Here is a 25,097-nt window from a genome sequence, read left to right as displayed (position 1 = left end):
ATAGTTGTCGGTTGACAGGCTATCATCAATAAACAAGTTGTCCAAAGCAACTAACAACCTTAAGGTGGTTATTGCGGCGGGGCTCACCTCTTCCCATCCCGAACAGAGTAGTTAAGCCCGCCTGCGCAGATGGTACTGCAGTTATGTGGGAGAGTATGTCGCTGCCTTTTTTTATAAAAACCCTGTTTCAATCTGAAACAGGGTTTTTTGTTTGGAAAAAATCCAGTTTTAAAACGATAGCATTATGGATCAGTTGCAAAAGTTGAGGATTAAGCAAAAAGATTAGATAATCTGAATAGAAGAAATCTATCTTTCTTACTCCTCTAAATTGAGATCTAATAGCTTTTATTTTAGCATTAAAGTATTATATTGCTAGAATTTATTTAATGCAATAGAGTCTCGGATTGTGTTAAATTTAAAATAAAAAAGTATCAATAACTTAGATTATATACTTGTTGAAAACGCCAATTAATTCTATTATATTTTTGATATTAAGTTTACTGAATATTTTATTCTTATGAGTACTTACTGTTGTCATTTGTATATTTAATTTATTAGCAATTTCTAGATTACCATTACCTTCTAATAATAATTCGGAGATTTCTAATTCTCTTTTTGATAATTTATCAAGAGGATTCATTGATCCCTTATGTGTGCTTGCTTTAATTATAGTGTTCATAATTTCAAATGAAACATAATTACCAGTTTTCAATATTGATTCAACAGCAAGGACGATAGTTTCTTTATCACTTAATTTATTTAAATATCCATTAGCTCCAGCTAGTATATATTGGTAGGCATGACTAGATTCTTCATAGCCAGAAAAAATTAATATTTTTATATTAGGTTGTATTTCTCGAATTGCCGAAATCATCTCTTTATTTTTTCCCCCGGGAATATTTATATCGAGAATTATTAATTTAACTTCGTTTTCTTTTAAAAAATCAATAGTTTCTGGGAAATTTTCAATTGTGAAAAACTCAACTTCTTTAAAATATTCACCAAGAATAATTGAAACACCTGTTCTTACAACTAAATGATCATCAACGATTAGTATTTTTTGAGGCATAGTAGAGGGGTTTTATAATTAATGATTTACTTCAATAGTTACCAAAGTTCCTTTTTTATCACCACTCGAAAATGTAATATTTCCTTTGAGGATAATAAGTAACTCTAGAACAAAATGTAATCCAACTCCAAAATTGTTTAGTATTAGTTTTTCTGATTCTTTATTTTTGAAACGATTTGTATAATATTCTATCAAATTACTATCCATGCCTACTCCTGAATCTTTTATAGAAAAAATTAATTTTTCATCATCAGTAGTTGCATTTATTTCTATTTGGCCATCATTAGTATTTTTTATTGCATTATCTAAGAGGTTATGAATGATGATAGAAATGATATTGATGTTGGTATGACAAAGCATTTTTTTGTCTATATTATTTATTATAATTATGTTTTTACTATTGGCAATTTCTTTAAATAACTCTACTTTTTTATGTGCTAAGTAATAAAATGAATAGTTTCTTTTTTTATGATTTTTATCTTCAATGTATATGTTAGAATATTCTACTAATACTTTAGTAAATTCATATAGTTGTGAAGATGATTTTAATATTGAACTGGCATATTTATGAGAAATTGAACTGCTGTCCTTTTGCGTTTCGGCACACAGATAGTTGCCAATTAAAACAATATACTTTAATGGACTTTTAATATCATGGCTGATCGTACCAATTATTTTTTTTTGTTGGAATATTTCTTTAGATAAATCTTCTTTTGTTTGTTCTAAATCTTTAATTGTTGACTGTAATTGCTGATTATTTTCTTTAATTTTTTGTTTTGATAAAAGTATTCTTCTAATCATTTTTAAGTAATAAAGGCTTACACAACTAAAAATTATTAATACAAAAAAGATATTAACTAATGTAAGATAGAATTTAATTATTCGTGTCCCTTCTCCTAAAAGGTTGGAGAAATTTCTTTCTCTAACAGTTAGTTTATCACTTATATCACTTAGGCTAGATAAAATGTTTCGTTGTTCATCAGGACTTAAATTTGATTTTTTAATTTTTCTTTTAATTTCAAGACCAATAGCATTTGTTTGATTAATTAAAATATCAGCTTGATTCCATTCATTTATGGCTTTTTTGAAAAATGAAACATCTTTAAAATTTATAAAAAGCCAGATTAAATCGTCTAAATCTTCTTCGTGATTTCTACCAGCTCTAAATCCGTCTTTAATAATTTCAATTTTTTGATTATTTATTAAAGCTCTTCTTGCATTTCCATCGCCTATGGGAACATTTAATTCGGTTTTGTATAATTGCCATTGTGCATTATTTTCTGTATATAAATATGTTATTAAATGTCTGATTGCATCTTTTTGACCTTTTGAGTAGTGTGATTCTCCATTTACATAAGCTCTACAACTGGATAAAATTTTTATTGTATAAAAGTTTATTATAATTATAGATAAGCAAGACATAAATATAATTACCAATAATATATGGATATCTGTATGCTTGATTTTTTTTATAAAAAAAGGTTTAAACATATTTATTGACTTTTTTTTGACGGATATTTTTTTAAAAAACTACTTTAAATGTAGTTTTTTTTTACATAATTACGTAATAATTTATTGTTAAAATAGGCGTAAAATACTTTAGATTGTTTTATTTTATTGATTTTCAGTATTTTTTGTAGTCATATTGTTCTGAATTACTGTAGGAATAAGTCCATTTTTAATTGAAAAATGTCAATATCCGTATAGTTTTAATTCTGCATTTTTATAGGTTTATCTTCGTAGTATTTATCGGATATAAAATTAACACTAGACTAACTTTATAAAACAATCAAAATAGATTTATTCGCCTTTCCTAAATCTTAAACCTATTCTATTAATATTTAATGAATGATAATATTGCCTCGAGTGCATTTCTTTTGATTGTTTTTTGGATTAACGTTTGAGAAATGTACCTCATTAATTTAGTAGTAAGTAAAATTTTAAAATCTATATTATGAAGAAAAATTACGTCAGCTTCTCGATTAATCTTATTGACAAATTTCCTCTACTATTCAGATTATTTGAATCGACATTTCGAAAAATTGGATACTTTTTAATTTTTGTCTTGTCTTATCTTTCCGTTTCAGCACAATGTAATTCGGTAGAGCCAATTCCAATGGTTCCAGGTTCATTTGACGATTTATCAGTTAGTACTTCCACAACAGGTTGTTTATTATGTGGGGTCACAGGTTCGGGAAATGTTATTGATTCCAATTTAAGTAATTTTGCGACTGCTGTTACAACTATTGGTTTAGGGGTAACTCATAGTATTAAAGTGGTTGATGGTAACGATACTTACGCTGCAGGATCATTCGTGGGTTATAGAATCAAACCAAGTGGCGGAGTATTATCTGTAAATTTATTAAATGGTATTTCTATTAAAACTTATCTAGGAGGTGTTTTAAAAGAAACCACGACAGGAGGATCACTTGTAAGTTTAAATTTGTTATCAAATCCTGGTGACTATATAGTTGGTTTTAACACGACAGAAGTTTTTGATAGTGTTGAAATTAGCATTAATAGTTTAGCAGGACTAGTGACTTCTACTAATATTTATTATCCTGTTATCACTACATATTGTCCTGGCCCTAATTTAAGTTGTAATGTACCTACAGCTATGAATTATCCTCTTTTTCCAACAATAATTGAAACATCTCATACTGGAATTTTTGGATTAGGAGCTGGAAGTGTAACTAATACAAACAACGTATTAACAGCAGATACTAACGATTTTGCAAGCATATCTGTTTTGGTTGGGGTTGCTAGTTCTGGAAGTATTTCAGTAAAAAATCAGGCAACCAATTATCCTTCTGGTACATATGCAGGATTTGAAATTTCAAACTCCAATTTGGTTGACATTAGTGCTTTAGGAAATGTTACCATTAGAACCTACCTCAAAGGAGCTTTTAAAGAACAATTTTCTGGAAATAATTTATTGGTTAATGGCAATTTACTAAATAATAATGATCGTTATAAAGTTGGGTTTGTTTCAACAATGAATTTTGATGAAGTACAAATTTCAATTAATCAAGTAGCGGGTATTAATTTAGGTTCTACCAAAGTATATAATGCTGTTTTTGAAAATTTTTGCGCTGGTCCCACTTTACCTTGTAACACTCCAACAACAATGACTGCTCCTACATATCCTGTTTTTATTAATGGGGTTAATACAGGAATTAGTGGCTTAACTTGTGCTTTATGTTCCATAACCAATGTTGATAATTTAATCGATACCAATCTTACAAATTATGCTCTGGTAAGCCTAACTGCAAGTGTTGGTTCTAGTGGAAGTATTTCTGTCAAAGATCAAATAACAGATTATCCAGCGGGTAATTTTGCTGGATTTGATATAGAAAGTTCAGGTCTGTTAAGTGTTGATGCTTTAAATGCAATTACAGTAACTACTTATTTGAATGGAACTGTAAAAGAAATAAAATCTGGTACAGGTGCTTTAGTTTCTGTGGGAACTGATTTATTAGTTTCAACAGGCAGAAAAACAATTGGTTTTACGACAACTACGGCTTTTGATGAAGTAAAAATCAGTTTTAATAATACTGGTGCAGTAACTTTAGGAGATACAAAAGTATATGGTGCTTTGTTTCAAAAATTCTGCGTACCTACAGTTTTATGTAATCAAACTTATGCTTTAACAAATCCTGATTTTCCAGTTTTTATTGATAGTGATAGATCTGGGGTATCTGGCGTAGTTTGTGCGGCTTGTACTGTTAACAATAGCAACAATGTGCTAACAGCAAGTACTACAGATTTTGCAAATATTACATTAGATGTAGGTGTTTTGGCAACTGGTTCTATTGCTGTAAAAGACCAATTATTTACATATCCAACTGGTACATTCGCAGGTTTCACAATTAGAGATTTAAATAATTTAGTAGAATTAAATTTATTTCAATCACTCACAATTTCGACTTATAATAACGGAGTACTTCAGCAATCAAGAACAGGAGGCCAATTACTAGGATTATCTTTAGTAGTTCCGGTTTTAGGAAGTGGTCCTGGTTTCCATAATGTTGGTTTCAAAGCAACATTACCATTTGATGAAATAAGAATTACAGTTAATTCTCTCGCCAGTGTAATTACGAATATTAATGTTTATGGAGCATTTGTAAATACAAAAGACAGTAATAGCGGAGGTTCTGGATCGCTGAATTGCGCTAGTTCAGATTTAGGTGTTGTTAAAACTGTTAGTAATAACGCTCCAGTTGTGGGTTCAAATGTAATTTTTACTATTACTGCAAGTAATGCAGGTCCTAGTGACGCTACTGGTGTTGTTGTAAATGATGTACTACCAACAGGCTACTCTTATGTAAGTTCAACAGTATCAACAGGAGCTTATGATAGTGCAACTGGCGTGTGGACAATTGGTAATATGACTGTAAATGTTAATCAGACTTTAACTATTACAGCAATAGTAAAAGATGCTGGTAATTACGCTAATACAGCAACTATTACTGGGACTGAATCAGATTTTAATATGATCAATAATACATCAACAGTTACTCCAGTTCCTGTTAATGCAATTGTTGCAAATGACGATACTGGTGGATTAATATATGCTACAGTTGGCGGGATTGCTGTAACTAATGTTTTGACAAATGATACCTTAAATGGACAACCGGTAACTATATCTCAAGTGAACTTAACTTTTATTTCTTCTACTGATCCAAATATTACTTTATCAGGAACAGATGTAATAGTTGCACCAGGTATAACTGCAGGAAATTACGCTTTGGTATATCAAATTTGTGAAAAATTGCATCCTACAAATTGTGATCAAGCAACAGTTACAATAAACATAATAGATCCAAATGTTCCAAGTATAAGAATAACCAAAGACGGTTTGTATGTTGATAACAATTCAGACGGAATCACAAGTGTAGGAGATACTGTTGTGTACAGTTTTGTAGTTACCAATACCGGAAATGTTACCTTAAGCAATATCACAGTTACTGATAACAATGCAACAGTAAGCGGAGGCCCGTTGGCTACTTTAGCAGTTGGAGCTTCAGATGCGAGTACTTTCACAGCGATTCATACGATCACTCAGGCAGATATTGATGCTAAATTGGTTTATAATTTAGCCACAATAAATGCTACAGATCCGAGCAATAATCCAGTGACAGCGACTTCAACAGATCCAACACCTTGTACTACTTGTCCAATAAACACAACATGTCCAACCTGTACTACAACAACACTGACCACTTCTCCTGGTATTAAAATCACCAAAGATGGTTTGTATGTTGATAACAATTCAGACGGAATCACAAGTGTAGGAGATACTGTTGTGTACAGTTTTGTAGTTACCAATACCGGAAATGTTACCTTAAGCAATATCACAGTTACTGATAACAATGCAACAGTAAGCGGAGGCCCGTTGGCTACTTTAGCAGTTGGAGCTTCAGATGCGAGTACTTTCACAGCGATTCATACGATCACTCAGGCAGATATTGATGCTAAATTGGTTTATAATTTAGCCACAATAAATGCTACAGATCCGAGCAATAATCCAGTGACAGCGACTTCAACAGATCCAACACCTTGTACTACTTGTCCAATAAACACAACATGTCCAACCTGTACTACAACAACACTGACCACTTCTCCTGGTATTAAAATCACCAAAGATGGTTTGTATGTTGATAACAATTCAGACGGAATCACAAGTGTAGGAGATACTGTTGTGTACAGTTTTGTAGTTACCAATACTGGAAATGTTACCCTAAGCAATATCACAGTTACCGATAATAATGCAACAGTAAGCGGAGGACCGTTGGCTACCTTAGCAGTTGGAGCTTCAGATGCGAATACTTTCACAGCGATTCATACGATCACTCAGGCAGATATTGATGCAAAATTGGTTTATAATTTAGCAACAATTAATGCTACAGATCCAAGTAATAATCCAGTGACAGCGACTTCAACAGATCCAACACCTTGTACTACTTGTCCAACAAACACAACATGTCCAACCTGTACTACAACAACATTGACCACTTCTCCTGGTATTAAAATCACCAAAGATGGTTTGTATGTTGATAACAATTCAGACGGAATCACAAGTGTAGGAGATACTGTTGTGTACAGTTTTGTAGTTACCAATACCGGAAATGTTACCTTAAGCAATATCACAGTTACTGATAATAATGCAACAGTAAGCGGAGGCCCGTTGGCTACCTTAGCAGTTGGAGCTTCAGATGCGAATACTTTCACAGCGATTCATACGATCACTCAGGCAGATATTGATGCAAAATTGGTTTATAATTTAGCAACAATTAATGCTACAGATCCAAGTAATAATCCAGTGACAGCGACTTCAACAGATCCAACACCTTGTACTACTTGTCCAACAAACACAACATGTCCAACCTGTACTACAACAACATTGACCACTTCTCCTGGTATTAAAATCACCAAAGATGGTTTGTATGTTGATAACAATTCAGACGGAATCACAAGTGTAGGAGATACTGTTGTGTACAGTTTTGTAGTTACCAATACCGGAAATGTTACCTTAAGCAATATCACAGTTACTGATAATAATGCAACAGTAAGCGGAGGCCCGTTGGCTACCTTAGCAGTTGGAGCTTCAGATGCGAGTACTTTCACAGCGATTCATACGATCACTCAGGCAGATATTGATGCTAAATTGGTTTATAATTTAGCAACAATTAATGCTACAGATCCAAGTAATAATCCAGTGACAGCAACTTCAACAGATCCGACACCTTGTACCACTTGTCCAACAAACACAGCTTGTCCGACCTGTACTACAACAACACTGACCACTTCTCCTGGTATTAAAATCACCAAAGATGGTTTGTATGTTGATAACAATTCAGACGGAATCACAAGTGTAGGAGATACTGTTATGTACAGTTTTGTAGTTACCAATACTGGAAATGTTACCTTAAGTAATATCACAGTTACCGATAATAATGCAACAGTAAGCGGAGGCCCGTTGGCTACCTTAGCAGTTGGAGCATCAAATGCGAGTACTTTCACAGCGATTCATACGATCACTCAGGCAGATATTGATGCAAAATTGGTTTATAATTTAGCAACAATTAATGCTACAGATCCAAGTAATAATCCAGTGACAGCGACTTCAACAGATCCAACACCTTGTACTACTTGTCCAACAAACACAACATGTCCAACCTGTACTACAACAACATTGACCACTTCTCCTGGTATTAAAATCACCAAAGATGGTTTGTATGTTGATAACAATTCAGACGGAATCACAAGTGTAGGAGATACTGTCGTGTACAGTTTTGTAGTTACCAATACTGGAAATGTTACTTTAAGAAATATCACAGTTACCGATAATAATGCAACAGTAAGCGGAGGCCCGTTGGCTACCTTAGCAGTTGGAGCTTCAGATGCGAGTACTTTCACAGCGATTCATACGATCACTCAGGCAGATATTGATGCAAAATTGGTTTATAATTTAGCAACAATTACAGCTACAGATCCAAGTAATAATCCGGTGACAGCGACTTCAACAGATCCGACACCTTGTACCACTTGTCCAACAAACACAGCTTGTCCGACCTGTACTACAACAACACTGACCACTTCTCCTGGTATTAAAATCACCAAAGATGGTTTGTATGTTGATAACAATTCAGACGGAATCACAAGTGTAGGAGATACTGTCGTGTACAGTTTTGTAGTTACCAATACTGGAAATGTTACCTTAAGTAATATCACAGTTACCGATAACAATGCAACAGTAAGCGGAGGCCCGTTGGCTACCTTAGCAGTTGGAGCATCAAATGCGAGTACTTTCACAGCGATTCATACAATCACTCAGGCAGATATTGATGCTAAATTGGTTTATAATTTAGCCACAATAAATGCTACAGATCCGAGCAATAATCCAGTGACAGCGACTTCAACAGATCCAACACCTTGTACTACTTGTCCAACAAACACAACCTGTCCGACCTGTACTACAACAACATTGACCACTTCTCCGAGTATTAAAATCACCAAAGACGGTTTGTATGTTGATAACAATTCAGACGGAATCACAAGTGTAGGAGATACTGTTGTGTACAGTTTTGTAGTTACCAATACCGGAAATGTTACCCTAAGCAATATCACAGTTACCGATAACAATGCAACAGTAAGCGGAGGCCCGTTGGCTACCTTAGCAGTTGGGGCTTCAAATGCGAGTACTTTCACAGCGATTCATACGATCACTCAGGCAGATATTGATGCAAAATTGGTTTATAATTTAGCCACAATTACAGCTACAGATCCAAGTAATAATCCAGTGACAGCGACTTCAACAGATCCAACACCTTGTACCACTTGTCCAACAAACACAACCTGTCCGACCTGTACTACAACATTAATATTGAAAGCAAAGGATGATCCATATAGTATTGTTGCTTGCGGTTCTGCTAGCTTAGTTGGTAATATATTCACTAACGATGCTTTGGGTATTATATTTGTAAATACGTCCATAGATAGCCATGTTGATTTGACTATTTTAACAGGTAGTTATCCTAATATAAACATTGATAATAATGGTGACATTAAGGTAACTGGTACTTTAAGCAAAGGAGTCTATACATTTACTTATAGAATTTGCAGTAGCGCACTAAATATTTGTGATGTAGCAAAAGTAACAATTAATGTAACAGACACTACTAATCCAGTTTGGACATCCAGTTTACCAAACAACATAACAGTAAATTGTACCAATATTCCTGTTGCTCCAATTTTAGCTGGTAGTGACTCATGTGGAAGTACTACAGTTACTTATAATGAAATAATTACAGCAGGGAGCTGTCCAGGTAATTATGTAATAACAAGGACTTGGGTGTTGATGGATTCTTCAAATAATAGTATAACACATACTCAGACCATTACTGTGCAAGATACATCAGCTCCAACATTTGTAGAAGCATTACCAGCAAATGTAACTGTTGAATGTTCAAATATTCCGGTAGCAGTTATACTTACAGCCATTGATAATTGTAGTTCAGCGAATGTAAGTTTCACACAAACAATTTCAGATAAAGATTCTAAAGGGACTTATACTATTTCCCGAACTTGGAGAGCAAGTGATTTGTGTAATAACAGTAATGTGTATACGCAAATTGTAAAAGTAACAACTCCTAATTATTCTGAGACATTAACATTAGATCAGCAGTGTAACAGTGATAGTAGCTTGTCATTGGATTTAATAAATTTAATAAAATCCAAATATCCTGATATTATAGTTCCAACAGGAACTTGGACAGTTATGTCTGGTGCTTCGAGTGCATTTAATGCAACAACAGGTATTTTTACTCCTTTTGGATTGCAAATTGGTGATTATGTGGTAAAATACAATAATAATGATCTCAATTGTCCAAAGGCTGTTGAAATTACGATCCCAGTTGTATTAAACTGTGTAGTACTGCCTTGTGCTAGCATAAATATCTATAACGGAATATCAGCAAATAATGATGGACAAAATGACTTTTTCTTTATTGAAAACATTACTGAACCATGTTATACTTCGAATACAGTAGAGGTTTATAACCGTTGGGGAATCAAAGTATTTGAGAGAACAAATTATGATAACATCACTGGTGTTTTTAATGGTGTTTCTGAAGGAAGAGATACTATTAATCAATCATCAGAGTTGCCATCAGGTACTTACTACTACGTCTTGAAAATCAAATCCGATGGAGGTAATGATATAGTCAAAAATGGATATTTATATTTAACAAGATAACATATAATTAAAGGAGTTTCTATTTTCTAATATTTGTTTAAACATCTAAACGTATGAGATCAATATTTATAAATTTAGCCATAATGCTACTGAGTTTTTTGTGTTATTCACAGCAAGATGTTCAGTATACACAATATATGTACAATACGATCAATGTCAATCCAGCTTATGCAGGTTCACGTGGTGTGATGAGTATTTTTGGATTGTACCGATCACAATGGGTTGGGCTAGATGGAGCCCCAGTCACCAATACATTATCTCTAAATTCACCTATTGAAAATAGCAAATTAGGTTTTGGAGTGTCTATTGTGAATGACCGTATTGGTCCAACAGTTAATAATACTATTTCTGGAGATCTATCATACACGATTGAAACATCAGAAACGTATAGACTATCATTTGGAATAAAAGCGACTGCAAGTTTATTCAATTTGAATGCGAATAAATTAAACATAAAGAATCAAGGAGATGCATCGCTACAGGATATGGATAATTATTTTTCACCAAATGTTGGTGCTGGAGCCTATTTTTATTCAGATAAGATGTATTTAGGTTTATCTTCTCCCAGCTTATTACAAACTAAGATGTATAATAATAATGATATAGCCGTTTATGAAGAAAAAATGAATATCTATTTTATGGGGGGATATGTATTTGATTTGAGTCCCAGTTTAAAATTCAAGCCTACTTTTTTAAATAAAATTACTCAGGGAGCACCTTGGCAGCTAGATGTTTCGGGAAATTTTTTAATCAATGATAAATTTGTCGTTGGAGCTGCATGGCGATGGAGTGCGGCCATGAGTTTTTTGGCTGGATTTCAAATTAATGAAAAAATGTATATTGGATATGGATATGATTTGGATACAACTAATTTAGGAAATTACAATTCTGGTTCTCATGAAGTTTTTTTGAGATTTGAATTGTTTAAAGATCAGAGTCGAATATTGTCACCAAGATTTTTCTAAATAAATTATAATTATGAGAAATAAAATTACACTTCTGGTATTCGTATTTATTTCATCAATAAATATGATGCAATCCCAAAAATTAGAGGAAACCAAAGCGGATAAAGAATATAATAAATTTGCTTATGTAGAAGCAATAAAAACGTATGAGCGAATTATTGAGAAGGGATACGTATCACAAGAGATGTTGCAAAAATTAGGAGATTCTTATTATTTCAAAGGCGATTTAGTTAATGCTGAAAAATGGTATGCTAAATTATTTGGCTTTACTAAGGATGATGCTCCAGAATATTATTTTCGCTATGCACAAACATTAAAAGCAATAAAGGATTATAAAAAAGCCGATGAGATGCTGGCAAAATTTAATGAAAGAAACGGTAATGATTTGAGAGCAAAATTAGCAGTTTCTCAAAAAGATTATTTAGCTCAAATTAAGAAAAACTCAGGGAGATTTACTATCGAAAATGCAGGTGATGTTAATTCTAAGTACTCTGATTATGGAAGTGCTTTTTATAAAGACAAAATAGTGTTTGCATCTGCAAGGGATACTTCCAGATTCAAAGGAGGCAAAAATTCATGGACAGGAGAAGGGTATACCAACTTATATGATGCTAATGTAGATGCTGCAGGTGAATTAGTGACACCTGAAAGATTTGGGGGTAATCTAAATTCAAAATTTCATGAATCAACACCAGTTTTTACCAAAGATTTAAAAACAGTTTACTTTACTAGAAATAATTTTTTGGGTGGAAAAAAAGGAGAAGATTCTAAAAAATCAATTTTACTCAAATTATATAAAGCAACGTTAAAAGATGATAAATGGATAGATATACAAGATTTGCCATTTAATAGTAACGAGTATAGTGTGGCACATCCAGCATTGAGTGCCGATGATAAAACATTGTATTTTGCATCAGACATGCCTGGTACTTTGGGGCAATCGGATTTATTTAAGGTAGCTATCAATGACAATGGAAGTTACGGAAAACCTATTAATTTAGGCAATGTAATTAATACCGAAGGGAGAGAAACGTTTCCAATGATTACTCCGAGTGGTGAATTGTATTTTGCTTCAGATGGACATCCAGGACTTGGAGGATTAGATGTATTTATGTCCAAACTAGAAAGTGATGGAAGTTTTAAAGAAGTTCAAAATGTAGGTGAGCCATTAAATAGTTCTTATGATGATTTTGGATTTTTAATTAATGAAAGTAGTAGAATTGGGTATGTGACTTCCAACAGAGAAGGCGGACGTGGGGGAGATGATATTTACAATTTTAAAGAAATAAGAAAATTAGAATGTGAGCAAAAAATATCAGGAATTATAACAGATAAAGAAACCAAAATACCTTTGGCAGATGTCAAAGTTACTCTTTCAGATGCTAATTTTAATATGCTAAGAGAAACAAGGACAGATAAAGATGGTAAGTTTGATTTTGGACAAGTAAAATGCAATTCTAAATATTATATTAAAACAGATAAAGAGGAGTATCTTACAATGGAAACTCCAGTAATCACTGCGGAAGAATCTGGGCAAACTTTTGTGAAAATTGAGATTGAAAAAGCTGTTAAGGCTGTTACTATTGGTGATGATTTATTTAAAGCCTTTAATATAAAAGAAATCTATTTTGATTTAAATAAATGGGACATCCGTCGAGACGCAGAAATAGAATTAGCCAAAATACTAGATGTCTTAGAACAAAATCCAACTCTTGAAATGGAAATTCGTGCTCATACTGATTCACGACAAACATTTAAATATAATCAGGTACTATCAGATAAAAGAGCTAAATCAACTATGGATTGGTTAGTATCGCAAGGTATTAATAAAAATCGCCTAAAAGCTAAAGGATACGGTGAAAAAGAATTGGTAAATAAATGTGCTGATGGTGTTCAATGTACAGAAGAAGAACATCAAGCAAACAGAAGATCTGAGTTTTTAGTTATTAAGATGTAGGTTGATTAAAAAAAATATTTTTCCAGCATTAATTCGATAACAATTTCGCCCATTTATGCATGAAGATGTTACAATATTTGGAAGTTTTTTATACTGATGAAATGATGCTGTATGTTTTATTCAAGACCATTTTAAAGAAAATGAAATATTAATATAGGCCAGTAAAGAAGCTTTTATTACTTTTTATTACAGAGCTTCGTCTGATTATGAAATGAAAGAGTTTGAGCGATTTTGCAGAGAAGAAGATAATTATTCTTTAAAATAATATATAAAGTGAATCGAATCTAAATTCGAATCTCTTTTAAAAGTTCTCAAGAAAATGTTATTTTTCTTTTATTAATAGCTATAGTTTTTCAGAATTATACAAGTTTTAGAAATAGAAAAACCTCGATTAAATTGCTTTAATCGAGGTTTTTTTGAATGCTAATTCAATTATTTTTTGATAATTTTTTGAGTAGTTGATCCTTGATCAGTAGTTACTTTTACTAAATAACTTCCTGTTTTTAGATTACTTACATCTACAGATTCAGAAACATTTGATGTTGTTTTTACAATCGAACCTAATAAATTGTAAATCGTAACATTTTCGATTCTCTGATCTGTATTAGAGAAATACAATTGATCTGTTACTGGATTTGGGTACAAAGTTAATTTTGGACCTTGAGCAGTATTGTCGTTTAAACCTAACGTTGCGTATGCTGTTTTTATATAAAATAAGTTCGCAGTATCACCTTTAGAAATAACATTAGTACCAGCAGCAACATTTGATATTGTTATAATTCCTCCTACAGCTGCTGCACTACTCACTCCATTGAGTTTGATTTTACCCACAAAAGTAGGGTCAAATACCAAAGTTAAAGTAGAAACCGCTGCAGTCGTATAAGTAATTGTTGTAGCACTTTCAATTTTTAAACGTGCCGTTAATGTTAAACCATCATAAGTTGCTGAACCTGCCGTTGAATTCATATTTGCGGTTGTACCAAATGTATAAAATGAACTTGTCTTTCCAGTTGCAGTGAAATTATGAATTTGATTTCCAGAAACTACTGCATTTACAGTAATAGTTCCTGATACTGAAACTGGAGTTCCTGCACTTCCCAAAGTTGTTATAGTATAAGTAGAAGAACCTGTTGCAGTTGGTGTACCTGATAAAGTAATGGTTTTAGCATTTACATCTTTAGTAGCATCAATACCATTTGGTAATCCTGTAATAGTTACATCTGTTGCATCTCCACTCCATGTAAAAACTATAGTAGGAATAGCAGTTCCAACAGTTATGTTTTGGCTGTTATTGTTGCTAGTTGAAGTAAGTACTTGGCTGCTTGGAGGCAAAAGTGTGATAGTTCCGGAATCTGAAGCTGAAACACCAAGACTTCCTGTAGTAGTTACTGTGTACTCCATTGTTTCAGTAGGTGTTCCTGAAAGTGTTAATGTTTTTGCTGTAGTGTTTTTTGTAGCAGTAATTCCGTTAGGCAATCCAGCTACAGTAGCATCAGTAGCATCACCTCCCCAAGTAAATACGATATTACTAATAGCAACACCAGCAGAAACTGACTGATTATTATTGTTAGTTGTTGCTATTAAAGATTGATTTCCTGCAGGTGCAGTTTCACCTTGAACTGCTACCATTGTTGAAGTATAATTAGTAAGTGCGGTCTTTAATCCTGCAATAACTATGTATGATTTGTCATCTACTGAATTATCAAAAGTCCATTTTAAATCACCACCGGAAATACGTCCTGCGTATTGCATTACAGTAGCTTTAGCATTTGCTGGAGTTTGAATTACTAAATTCTTTACATAAAATGCTGGGTCTGTATCAAAATTGTTATAAATATTTCCACCTGACTTTGATACTACTGTAGCTGGCACAGTCTCTCCTCTTGTTGCTACTGAATAAGCATCAAAATCAGTTGTTGAATTAATTTTACCTGAAATATTATATAAAGGATTAGTACTACCATAAGACACAAAACGCATACTGTTTGTAGCGATATCAGAATCAAATGTATTGTTGAATTCTTTGATAGAACCTCCTGCCTCTCCAGAGAAAGTCCCCATGGTTCCTGCATTGTTTACTTGATTTGTTTCGTCCCAGATATCAGTTCCTTGCATAGAAACCATCATTGGATGTTTAGCATTACGATAATAATTTCCTTCTACAAATAATGAAGATCCTAAAGTTGATCCTGAACCATATTTTGCATTCCCATCAAAATAATTGTTATAGATATGAGTCGAATAATAACGAACACGAGGGTGGCGAGAGTCAGAATGGTCAAACCAGTTATGGTGATATGTAACATATAGTCCTGCTGTAGAACCTTCACTCAATCCCAAAAGACTTGCTTTTCCATTATCCCAAAAGTGATTATAAGACATTGTAATAAAAGTAGAGTTTTTATTATCTAATGCGCCATCTCCTTTTATCTGATCAGCATCACTTCCTGCATTACCATAGAACAAATCATTATTATGTACCCATATATGATCATTATCTTGTTGCATTCCGATGTTATCACCAGCAGTACTGTTACAGTTCATAAAACCAAGATTGCTTACCTCAATATTAGAGGCTGATTTAAGACGAACACCCATTCCGTTTACTACAGCATCATTACCTACTCCTTCAATAGTTAGGTAACTATTTGCGTTGTTTGCGTTTTCTATCGTGATATCTCCGCCTTCCATAACAGTCATATCAGTAATATTTCCTATCAAACGAATAATAAAAGGACGTGTGTCTTTTCCTTTTTTGATTGCATATAAAATATTTTGAAGACCTACGCAAGGATTTACACTAGCTCCAGTGATATTTGTAGAAATTGTATTTTTTGTATTTTGAGTAATATAAAGAATTACAGCTCCAGGTTTTGGAGTTCCATTAGATGTATATCCACCAGGAACACGGCCTCCATCAAATGCAAAACCATTACGGTCATGAGCTATGACGGTTATAGGCGTAGTTGTTACTCCAGCTTGTTCTGCACCTGACACAACAGGTTTTACAGTTACAGTGTAGCTTCCTGCAGCAATCCCAGGTATATCTGCTCGGAAATAACTTCCATAACTACGGATAAGTTGTTCGTCAATTTTTTGGTCGGTTTTTCCGCCTCCTGTATAATATACATTATAGCTTGTAGCATTAGTTACTGGAGACCATTTTACAAATGCTGATTCTAGCCAGCCATTTTGTTCTGTAATTGTTTGTGACCAAATATTTGCTGTCGCTAATATAAAAGCCATGATGAGTAAAACTTTTTTCATAAAATGTGATTTTTTGAAATTTAAATAATAGTTTTTTTTGTGAATTTGGTTTGGTTTATTTTAGTGTAATCGATTGCACAAATATAGTATTATTTTTAAAAAAAACATATAATTTAAAAAATTATGTATTTTTTTTAAAATATTTTATTTTTTAGTCATTTTACGTGTTATTAAATAATTTTATTTTGTTTATAAAATTAACTAAATTGTCTATTTATGAATATTTTTGCAGCTATTAAAGTGTTATTATTTGCTTTAAATGTAATTATTAATGTCTTTGTAATGATTAATTATTTTTTAGACAAGCTGTTTTATTTAACAAATAAACTTCTTCATAAAATCATGGCTAGTTTTGAGTTGAGTTTATAAAAAGGCATGATTATTCTAGAAAAAGACAATACTTTCATTTGAATAATATGGATATTCTATGAATTTTATTTGCTAAACGAAATGAAGAGTTTTTAAGCGAATGTCACAGTATTAGATAGATTAATTTAAACATTAGAATTACCAATTTTAAGTAAATTCTATTTGTTTTCTGCTTTTAAATTTTTGATAGATAAGATTTATTTAAATAAAAATTCAAACCTCAAACCATTAAGTAGGATTTATCTGTATAAATTAAAAATTACGGTGGATTGATGTAATATGTTGAATATGGAAGAGTAAGCTCTTTCTTTATGAAAATGCTATTTTAAAATTGTAATCTTGGTTTCGTTGGTTTTATTTTAGATAATGTAAGGTAGGGAAAGTATTGAAAAATTTTATCCATTACATTTTGGTAAAACAAGTTGAAAGTTTTCTTTTTGGGAGTAAATATTCTAAAAAGAGTTGATTAAAAACTTGCTAAAATTACAGAAATAAGGAATAATTTGATGGTGAATACTGACTTAGTATAATAAAAAAATTAGAAAAACGTAATGGCTTTTAATGAGTGTTTAATAAAAGGAAACCAGCATTTGATGCTGGTTTCTCGTTTTCTTTTTATTATATAAACTCTAAAGTTCGTTCTAAAGCCATTCCTCTTGATCCTTTAATAAGAATCATATTGTTGTTGATTTTTTTCTGTTTAATAGCTTCAGAAAAATTTTCAAAATTTTCGAAGAAGAAAAAATTAGATTTATCCAATTTATTTTGATAAAAATCTTTCCCTATAAAATAGCAATCAATATTATCTTGACTGATCAATAAATCTATAACTCCTTTGTGTTCTATAAGGCTTTCTGCGCCTAATTCAAACATGTCTCCAAGGAAAAGTGTTTTATTGATTTTATCTAATAGTATGAAGTTTTCAATTGCAACTTTCATGCTGCTAGGATTGGCATTATAGGCATCTAAAATGATTTCATTTGTGCCTTTAGTTGTTAATTGGGATCTATTGTTTTCAGGAATGTAACTTTCAAGTGCATCTTTGATGTCTTTTTTTTGAACGCCAAAATAGCTGCCTATTGATATAGCTGCATTGATGTTATTAGCATTATATAAGCCAATTAAATGTGTTGTAATAGTATTTTGAGAATATGTAACAGTTACAAAAGGATTCGCTTCTATGTGGTTAATGTTTATGTCAACATTCTCATTTTTTACTCCAAAAGAAAATGATTTAATATCTTTAGTCTTTTCGACTTGAATAGGATCTTCAAAATTTACAAAAACTAGCTTGTCATTCTTTAAAAGATACTGATACATTTCGCTTTTGCCTTGAATTACGCCTTCAACTCCCCCAAAACCTTCAAGATGAGCTTTTCCAAAATTAGTAATATATCCATAATCAGGTCGAGCAATTTTGCAAAGAAATTCAATTTCTTTTTTATGATTGGCTCCCATTTCTACAATACCAATCTCTGTCTTCTCATCAAATGATAGTAATGTTAAAGGTACTCCAATATGGTTGTTTAGATTTCCAATAGTAGCTTTGGTGCTGAATTTCTTTGAAAGTACAACATTGATTAGTTCTTTGGTCGTTGTTTTGCCATTGCTGCCAGTTAGAGCGATTATAGGTAATTTTAAATAATTTCTATGATATGTTGCTAATTCTTGCAGGGTAACTAAACTATTTTCAACCAAAATGGTTCTTTCGTCAATATAGTAATCATTATTGTCAATTATTACGTATGAAGCGCCCTTGTCAAGTGCTTCCTTAGCAAAAGTATTTGCGTCAAAATTATCTCCTTTGATGGCTACAAAAAAAGAATTTGCACCAATTTTACGTGTGTCAATTGAAACTGAATTGCATTTCAGAAACAAACTATGAATGTAACTAATATCCATATATAAATATAATTTAAAAAATAAAAGCCCTATGAAAGGGCTTTTATTGGTTTATCTAAAAAAATTAATTTCTAGGTGTTTTTTTTGTGTTTGATTTAGAACCTACTCTTGACATAGCACATCTGAATCCGATGTAATCTGTCGCCATATCTTGCGGGAAGAATCTTCTTTGTGCAGGATCTAGCCAATATGCTCTATCTCTCCAAGACCCTCCTTTGTATACACGAACTGCATCGTTTATTAAAGTAGTTCTTTTGTTTGATTTATCGTATTTTCTTTCCATATTCCCTAAACTGTCAATTTTGACATTTTGTTTGGGTGAATTATACATATTTTCTTTGTCAGTTACTTTTCCGTTATCTGCATCTGATGCTCCAAACTTGTAGAATTTACTAGATTGTTTGTCTCCATCTCTGTAATTGATATTGTTACTAGTACTGAAATTTTGTCTCAAATATGTTTCATTTTCATCAACAGGAACTTGAGCAATTTCACCAGGCATGTATTTAGGAACTAATTTACCATTGCTTAATGTGTCATAAACTACATTTTTATTAGTGATAATTTCAATTTTTCCGTCTTTACCTATTTTGTTTTTAGTATAAACATTTCCTCTGAAATAATTAAAATCATTAGTTTCAACATCTACAATTGGTCTGTAAACATCAGCAACCCATTCAGCTACGTTACCTGCCATGTCATATAATCCAAAGTCATTCGCTGGGTAACTTTTAACTTGGTTAGTGATATCAGCACCATCGTCAGACCAACCTGCGATTCCGCCGTAATCTCCATTACCTTGTTTGAAGTTAGCTAATTGGAAACCTTTATTAGATCTTTTTCCTGAACGAGTATAACTTCCAGACCAAGGATATTTTTTTTGTCCTTTATAGATATTATATTCTCTTTGTCCTACATCAGCTGCAGCAGCGTATTCCCACTCCGATTCTGTTGGAAGTCTGTATTCTGGCAATATAATCCCTGAAGATCTTTGTGCGTATACATTTTTTTCTTCGGTTACATTACCGTTTTTGTCTGGTTTTGGAGCTCTTTTAGAAGTTGCTCTTCCTTTCAAAAGAATTTCTTCATTACCTCCATAAGTCATTGTTGGAGCGGCTAAGTATGTTTCGGTATTAAAATTGCTTTCTGCAGAAACATCTAATGTCTTAGCATCTTTCTTTAGATAATGATTTTTCTCTAAAACAGCTTCGTTTACACGATCTGTTCTCCATTTGCTGAATTCAACAGCTTGAACCCAATTTACCCCAACAACAGGATAGTTAGCATAAGCAGGATGTCTTAGATAATTGTTGGTCATAGTTTCATTATAACCTAATCTGTTTCTCCAAACAAGTGTATCAGGAGATGCGCCTTCATAAATATTTTTGTAATTTTCTTCTGTAGGAGGGTAAACCTTTTTCAACCATTCAAGGTATTCAAGGTACATTAAGTTTGTAACTTCTGTTTCGTCCATATAGAAAGACATTACATGTTGTTCGTTTGGAATGTTATTCCAATCATGCATTACATCGTCTTGAACTAGTCCTTTTGTGAAAGTTCCACCTTCTATAAATACTAATCCTGGGCCAGTTTCTTGCTGTTTTCCAGCTGCTCCTTTAGTAAAACCTCCTTTGGAACTACTTACATTCCAGCCTGTACCCCTTGAGGCACTATCGGATTTAGATTTTTTGCTACAACTAGCTAAACCTAATATTAACGCAAGCGATAGCGTTATATTTAGGGCTATAGTCTTATTTACTTTCATAGTTTCTGGTAGGTAATAATTAAAATTTAGGTAGTGCAATGTAATAATTAAAATTAAATCACAAAATCATTTTCAACTTAATTTGTTTAACACTTTTTAGATGCTTTATAAACGCAAAAATATATTTTTTATTACAGAAAACAAGAAAAAAGACTTTAATATTTTTTATTTATTTTAGCAATTATTTAGACTTCAATTTGTAATATTTGCCCATGAGAAATTTAATCTTTTATTTTGTTCTATTCTTTCCTATTATAGCTTTTACTCAAGTTAAAGGTGATGTTAGTATTGATTGGATAGAAAACAATACTACAACCTCTATTGGTGTCAAATCCAAAGCGCCAGTTTTTAAAGGAGATAGTTATTTTTATGACGGTTTTAATCAAGCACTTTATTACAGTTTAAATCTAAATAGTAATGCTGATTTGAATGCAAATAGCCTTCAGATTAATAATGTTGTGTATGAGCCGGTAATAGCGTCTTTTATTGAAAACTTAAACCCTGCAACGATTCCGACAGAAATTAAAGCTACTATTTACAGTACAAAATCTAGAAATATCATTCAGAATTTTTTAAAAATATCTCCAATAATTAAAGATAATTCAGGTTACAAAAGAATAAAATCATTTTCCTACAGCATAGATGTTGGTTCAACTAGGAAAATTTCTTCAATGAAAAGCAAAACAAGCATTAGTAATTCAGTTTTAGCGTCAGGGGATTGGTATCGTTTTTATATTGAAAAATCTGGAGTTTATAAAATTTCAAAAGATTTTCTACAACAGCTAGGAATAGATTTAAATGGAGTGAATCCAAAAAGAATTAAACTCTATGGAAACGGTGGTAAGATGCTACCTCTATCAAATAACGATTTTTATCCTGCAGATTTAACTGAAAATAGTATTCAAATTCAAGGTGAAAGTGATGGTGTTTTTAATTCTGAAGATTATATTTTGTTTTATGGTCAAGGAACTTCAAATTGGAATGAGGAAAGTCAAACCAATCTTAATTTGTATGATACAAAGTCTTATTATTATATAACAGTGCAAGGTGGTGATGGAAAAAGAATTTCGGATATGTCGCAACCAACTGCTCCAAGTACTACAGCATTGTCATCGTATGATGATTATCAATTTCATGAAGTAGATCAAACAAATATTGCACAAGTTGGCCGCCAATGGGTTGGAGAATCATTCGAAATTAATAATACTCAGGAATTTGCATTCGATTTTCCTAATATCGATACTTCAGTTCCTGTTAATTTGAACGTTTTTTTAGCATCAGGTGCGTATACTCCGACTTCGTTTAAAGTTACTGGCAATGGTATTGATCTTGGTGCAGTTTCTTTTGCGGCTTTGACTACAAGTTCAGAAACACAGTATTTCAACGGTGCGCTAACAGATGCTACATTCACAGGAACTTCAAGCATAAAAATAAAGTTGATCTATAATAATAATGGTGTTCCAGGATCTAAAGGTTTTTTGGACTTTATCCAATTAAAAGCAAAAAGTAAATTGCAAGGATTTGGAAAACAGTTTCATTTTCAATACGATTTAGCAGATTCTAGTCTTGGGGTAGTATCATATAACTTTACAAATGCCTCTGCTATTTCACAAGTTTGGAATATTACCGATATTTATAATGTGACAAAAGCAGAAAACAATAAAAGTACTGCATTTTCATTTAAAGCAAATCTTGGAGAACTTCAAAAATATATTGCTATTGATTTAAATGATTATTATGTTCCTTTGAAGGAGAGTAAGTCAAAAATAACCAATACAAACATCAAAGGAACAGTGTTTAAAAATGCTCAAGGGCAGTTTCAAGACATTGATTATGTTATTATTTCACCAGAATTTTTAAAGACTCAAGCGGAAAAATTAGCCGCTTTTCATCGGGTAAATTCTAATTTAAATGTAAAAGTTCTTACGCTAGAATCAATTTATCAAGAATTTGCTTCTGGAAAACAAGATATAGCAGCGATTCGAAATTGTATTAAATACATTTACGACAATGCATCCTCTTCTGATAAAAAAATAAAATATGTAAATCTTTTTGGTGATGCCTCTTTCGATTATAAAAACAGAATAACAAATAATAATAATATTGTACCTATTTATGAATCTTTAACGAGTAACACTCCTGGAGAAGCTTCTTTCGCCTCAGATGATTTTTATGGGTTAATGGATATTTCCGAAGGAAATATTACCAATTATTATGGAGGTATTGATATTGCAGTTGGCCGAATGCTTGTTAGTACGACGACTCAGGCTGATGAGATGGTTACTAAAGTTCTCGAGTATCATGACAAAAAAGCGTATGGATCTTGGAGAAATAATTATGTAGCCTTATCTGATGATTCGGATAAGCTTAGTGATAATTCTTTACAGTCAAATCAAAATATTCTAGCAGATGAAATTGGGGTTCAAAAACCATTTTTGAATGTGTCAAAAATATTTTTAGATTCTTACGTACAAGAATCATCTGCGGGAGGTCAAAGATATCCAAAAGCCAAAACTGAATTTTTAAACGAATTTGGCAAAGGAGCATTGGTTTTTAATTATTTGGGACACGGTGGTGAAGATGGTTTGGCTAGCGAACGACTTTGGAATAAATCGGATAGTCAAAGTTTAAATAATCAATATAAATATCCATTATTTATTACTATAACCTGCGATTTTTCGCGTTTTGACAATCCTACAAGGCCTACGGCTGGAGAATATATTTATTGGAATCCAAAAGGAGGTGCTGTCTCTCTAATTTCTACTATTCGATCAATTGGACAATTTAGTGCTGAAAATTTTAATGCTGTTTTTGCAAAACATCTTTTAGCTTATGGTTCAAATCAATATGTTTCAATAGCAGAAGCTTTAAGAATATCCAAAAATGAAAATCCAAATTCATCAACAAACGTAGTTCTTTACTTAGGAGATCCTGCGCTATTTTTGGCTATTCCAAAGCCAAAAATAATACTTACTAAAGTAAATGATGTCCCAATTAGTCAACCTATTCCTGATTTTAAATCACTAGGAAAAATGAAAATATCTGGAGAAATAACAGATGAAAATAATACTCCAATTACTAATTATAACGGTGTTTTAGCTGCGATTTTATTTGATAAAACGGTAACAAAAAGCACTTTAAATAATGATGGTTATAGTCCTGCCATGACTTTTAAGGCTTTGGGAGAGGCTATTTTTAGAGGAAATGTATCCGTAGCGAATGGTCAATTTGAATGTAACTTTATTGTGCCTAAAGATATTCGTATTCCTTTAGATAATGGAAAATTAAGTTTTTATGCGCAAAAAAATCAAGTATTAGAGGATGTAGCAGGGTATGATACGTCAATAAAGGTAGGAGGGATTAATGAAAATGCTGTTGCAGACAATAATAGTCCAAAAGTTAAGTTATATATGAATGATGAAACTTTTGTTTCTGGAGGTATAACCAATGAGTCGCCTATTTTTATTGCTTACATGGAAGATGAAAGTGGAATAAATACTGCGGGAGGAATTGGTCATGATATAATTGCTGTTTTAGATGGGGACATAACTAATCCTGTTGTGTTGAATGATTATTATCAAACGGAACTAGATAGTTATACCAAGGGTAATTTGCAATTTCCCTTTAGAGATTTAAAAGTTGGTATTCATACTATTGCATTTACTGTTTGGGACGTTTATAATAATGCAACAACGACAGAAATACAATTTTTAGTAGTTGGAAATGAGACATTGACATTGACAAACGTTTTAAATTATCCTAATCCATGCGTTAATTATACGCAATTTTGGTTTACCCATAATAAGCCAAATGAACCGTTAGAAGTACAGGTTCAAGTGTTGACAATTACTGGTAAAGTAGTCTGGACAAAAAATCAGACTATATCAAATCCAGGATTTTTATCACGAGATATAACATGGGATACGCGAGATGATTTTGGGAACAGGATTGGAAAAGGAGTGTATGTTTATAAGCTCACTGTAAAAGCTACCTTGTCTAATAAAAAAGTAGAAAAGATTGAAAAACTTGTAATTCTTTAATAATAT

9 protein-coding genes and 1 rRNA gene are annotated in these 25,097 nt (G+C 32.3%); 5 read left to right on the top strand and 5 right to left on the bottom strand.

Features of this window, described 5'->3' with window-relative positions; all coding sequences use genetic code 11:
* Window positions 1–60: 60 nt before the first annotated feature.
* Window positions 61–170, top strand: a 5S ribosomal RNA gene (gene rrf, locus ACUN3A_RS06785).
* A 269-nt stretch (window positions 171–439) separates the two neighbouring features.
* Here the strand turns inward: rrf and ACUN3A_RS06780 are convergent.
* Together ACUN3A_RS06780 and ACUN3A_RS06775 are read right to left on the bottom strand one after the other, a co-directional pair.
* The gene (locus tag ACUN3A_RS06780; RefSeq protein ID WP_445550552.1) at window positions 440–1,069 is read right to left on the bottom strand and encodes a response regulator; all 630 of its coding nucleotides are present in this window, start codon (window positions 1,067–1,069) and stop codon (window positions 440–442) included.
* Between the two features lie 18 nt (window positions 1,070–1,087).
* On the bottom strand, window positions 1,088–2,560 hold the full coding sequence (locus ACUN3A_RS06775) for a sensor histidine kinase (protein ID WP_445550551.1): 1,473 nt from the start codon (window positions 2,558–2,560) through the stop codon (window positions 1,088–1,090).
* A gap of 463 nt (window positions 2,561–3,023) precedes the next feature.
* On the opposite strand from ACUN3A_RS06775, the gene ACUN3A_RS06770 reads away from it, so the two are divergent.
* Genes ACUN3A_RS06770 through ACUN3A_RS06760 form a run of 3 tightly spaced genes read left to right on the top strand, consistent with a single transcriptional unit; the run spans window position 3,024 to window position 13,748 of the window.
* Window positions 3,024–10,826, top strand: a complete 7,803-nt coding sequence (locus ACUN3A_RS06770) for a DUF7507 domain-containing protein (protein WP_445550550.1) — start codon at window positions 3,024–3,026, stop codon at window positions 10,824–10,826.
* Between the two features lie 53 nt (window positions 10,827–10,879).
* Window positions 10,880–11,791 (top strand): PorP/SprF family type IX secretion system membrane protein, encoded by a 912-nt coding sequence (locus ACUN3A_RS06765; RefSeq protein ID WP_445550549.1) that lies wholly within the window; start codon window positions 10,880–10,882, stop codon window positions 11,789–11,791.
* 13 nt (window positions 11,792–11,804) lie between these two features.
* Window positions 11,805–13,748, top strand: coding sequence for an OmpA family protein (locus ACUN3A_RS06760; protein ID WP_445550548.1), 1,944 nt, complete (start codon window positions 11,805–11,807; stop codon window positions 13,746–13,748).
* Window positions 13,749–14,180: 432 nt separating this feature from the next.
* Here ACUN3A_RS06760 and ACUN3A_RS06755 read toward each other — a convergent pair whose 3' ends face one another.
* From ACUN3A_RS06755 to gldJ, 3 genes are all read right to left on the bottom strand, one after another.
* Window positions 14,181–17,015, bottom strand: a complete 2,835-nt coding sequence (locus ACUN3A_RS06755) for a pectate lyase family protein (protein WP_445550547.1) — start codon at window positions 17,013–17,015, stop codon at window positions 14,181–14,183.
* A gap of 987 nt (window positions 17,016–18,002) precedes the next feature.
* Window positions 18,003–19,286, bottom strand: a complete 1,284-nt coding sequence (locus ACUN3A_RS06750; RefSeq protein WP_445550546.1) for a UDP-N-acetylmuramoyl-tripeptide--D-alanyl-D-alanine ligase — start codon at window positions 19,284–19,286, stop codon at window positions 18,003–18,005.
* A 64-nt stretch (window positions 19,287–19,350) separates the two neighbouring features.
* On the bottom strand, window positions 19,351–21,051 hold the full coding sequence (gene gldJ, locus ACUN3A_RS06745) for a gliding motility lipoprotein GldJ (RefSeq protein ID WP_445550545.1): 1,701 nt from the start codon (window positions 21,049–21,051) through the stop codon (window positions 19,351–19,353).
* Between the two features lie 212 nt (window positions 21,052–21,263).
* On the opposite strand from gldJ, the gene porU reads away from it, so the two are divergent.
* A complete protein-coding gene (gene porU, locus ACUN3A_RS06740; RefSeq protein WP_445550544.1) occupies window positions 21,264–25,091 on the top strand; it encodes a type IX secretion system sortase PorU in 3,828 nt (1,275 codons plus the stop codon).
* Window positions 25,092–25,097 lie beyond the last annotated feature (6 nt).

This window comes from Flavobacterium sp. WC2509 (assembly GCF_052683105.1).
This window is presented reverse-complemented; position numbering and strand designations above follow the sequence as displayed.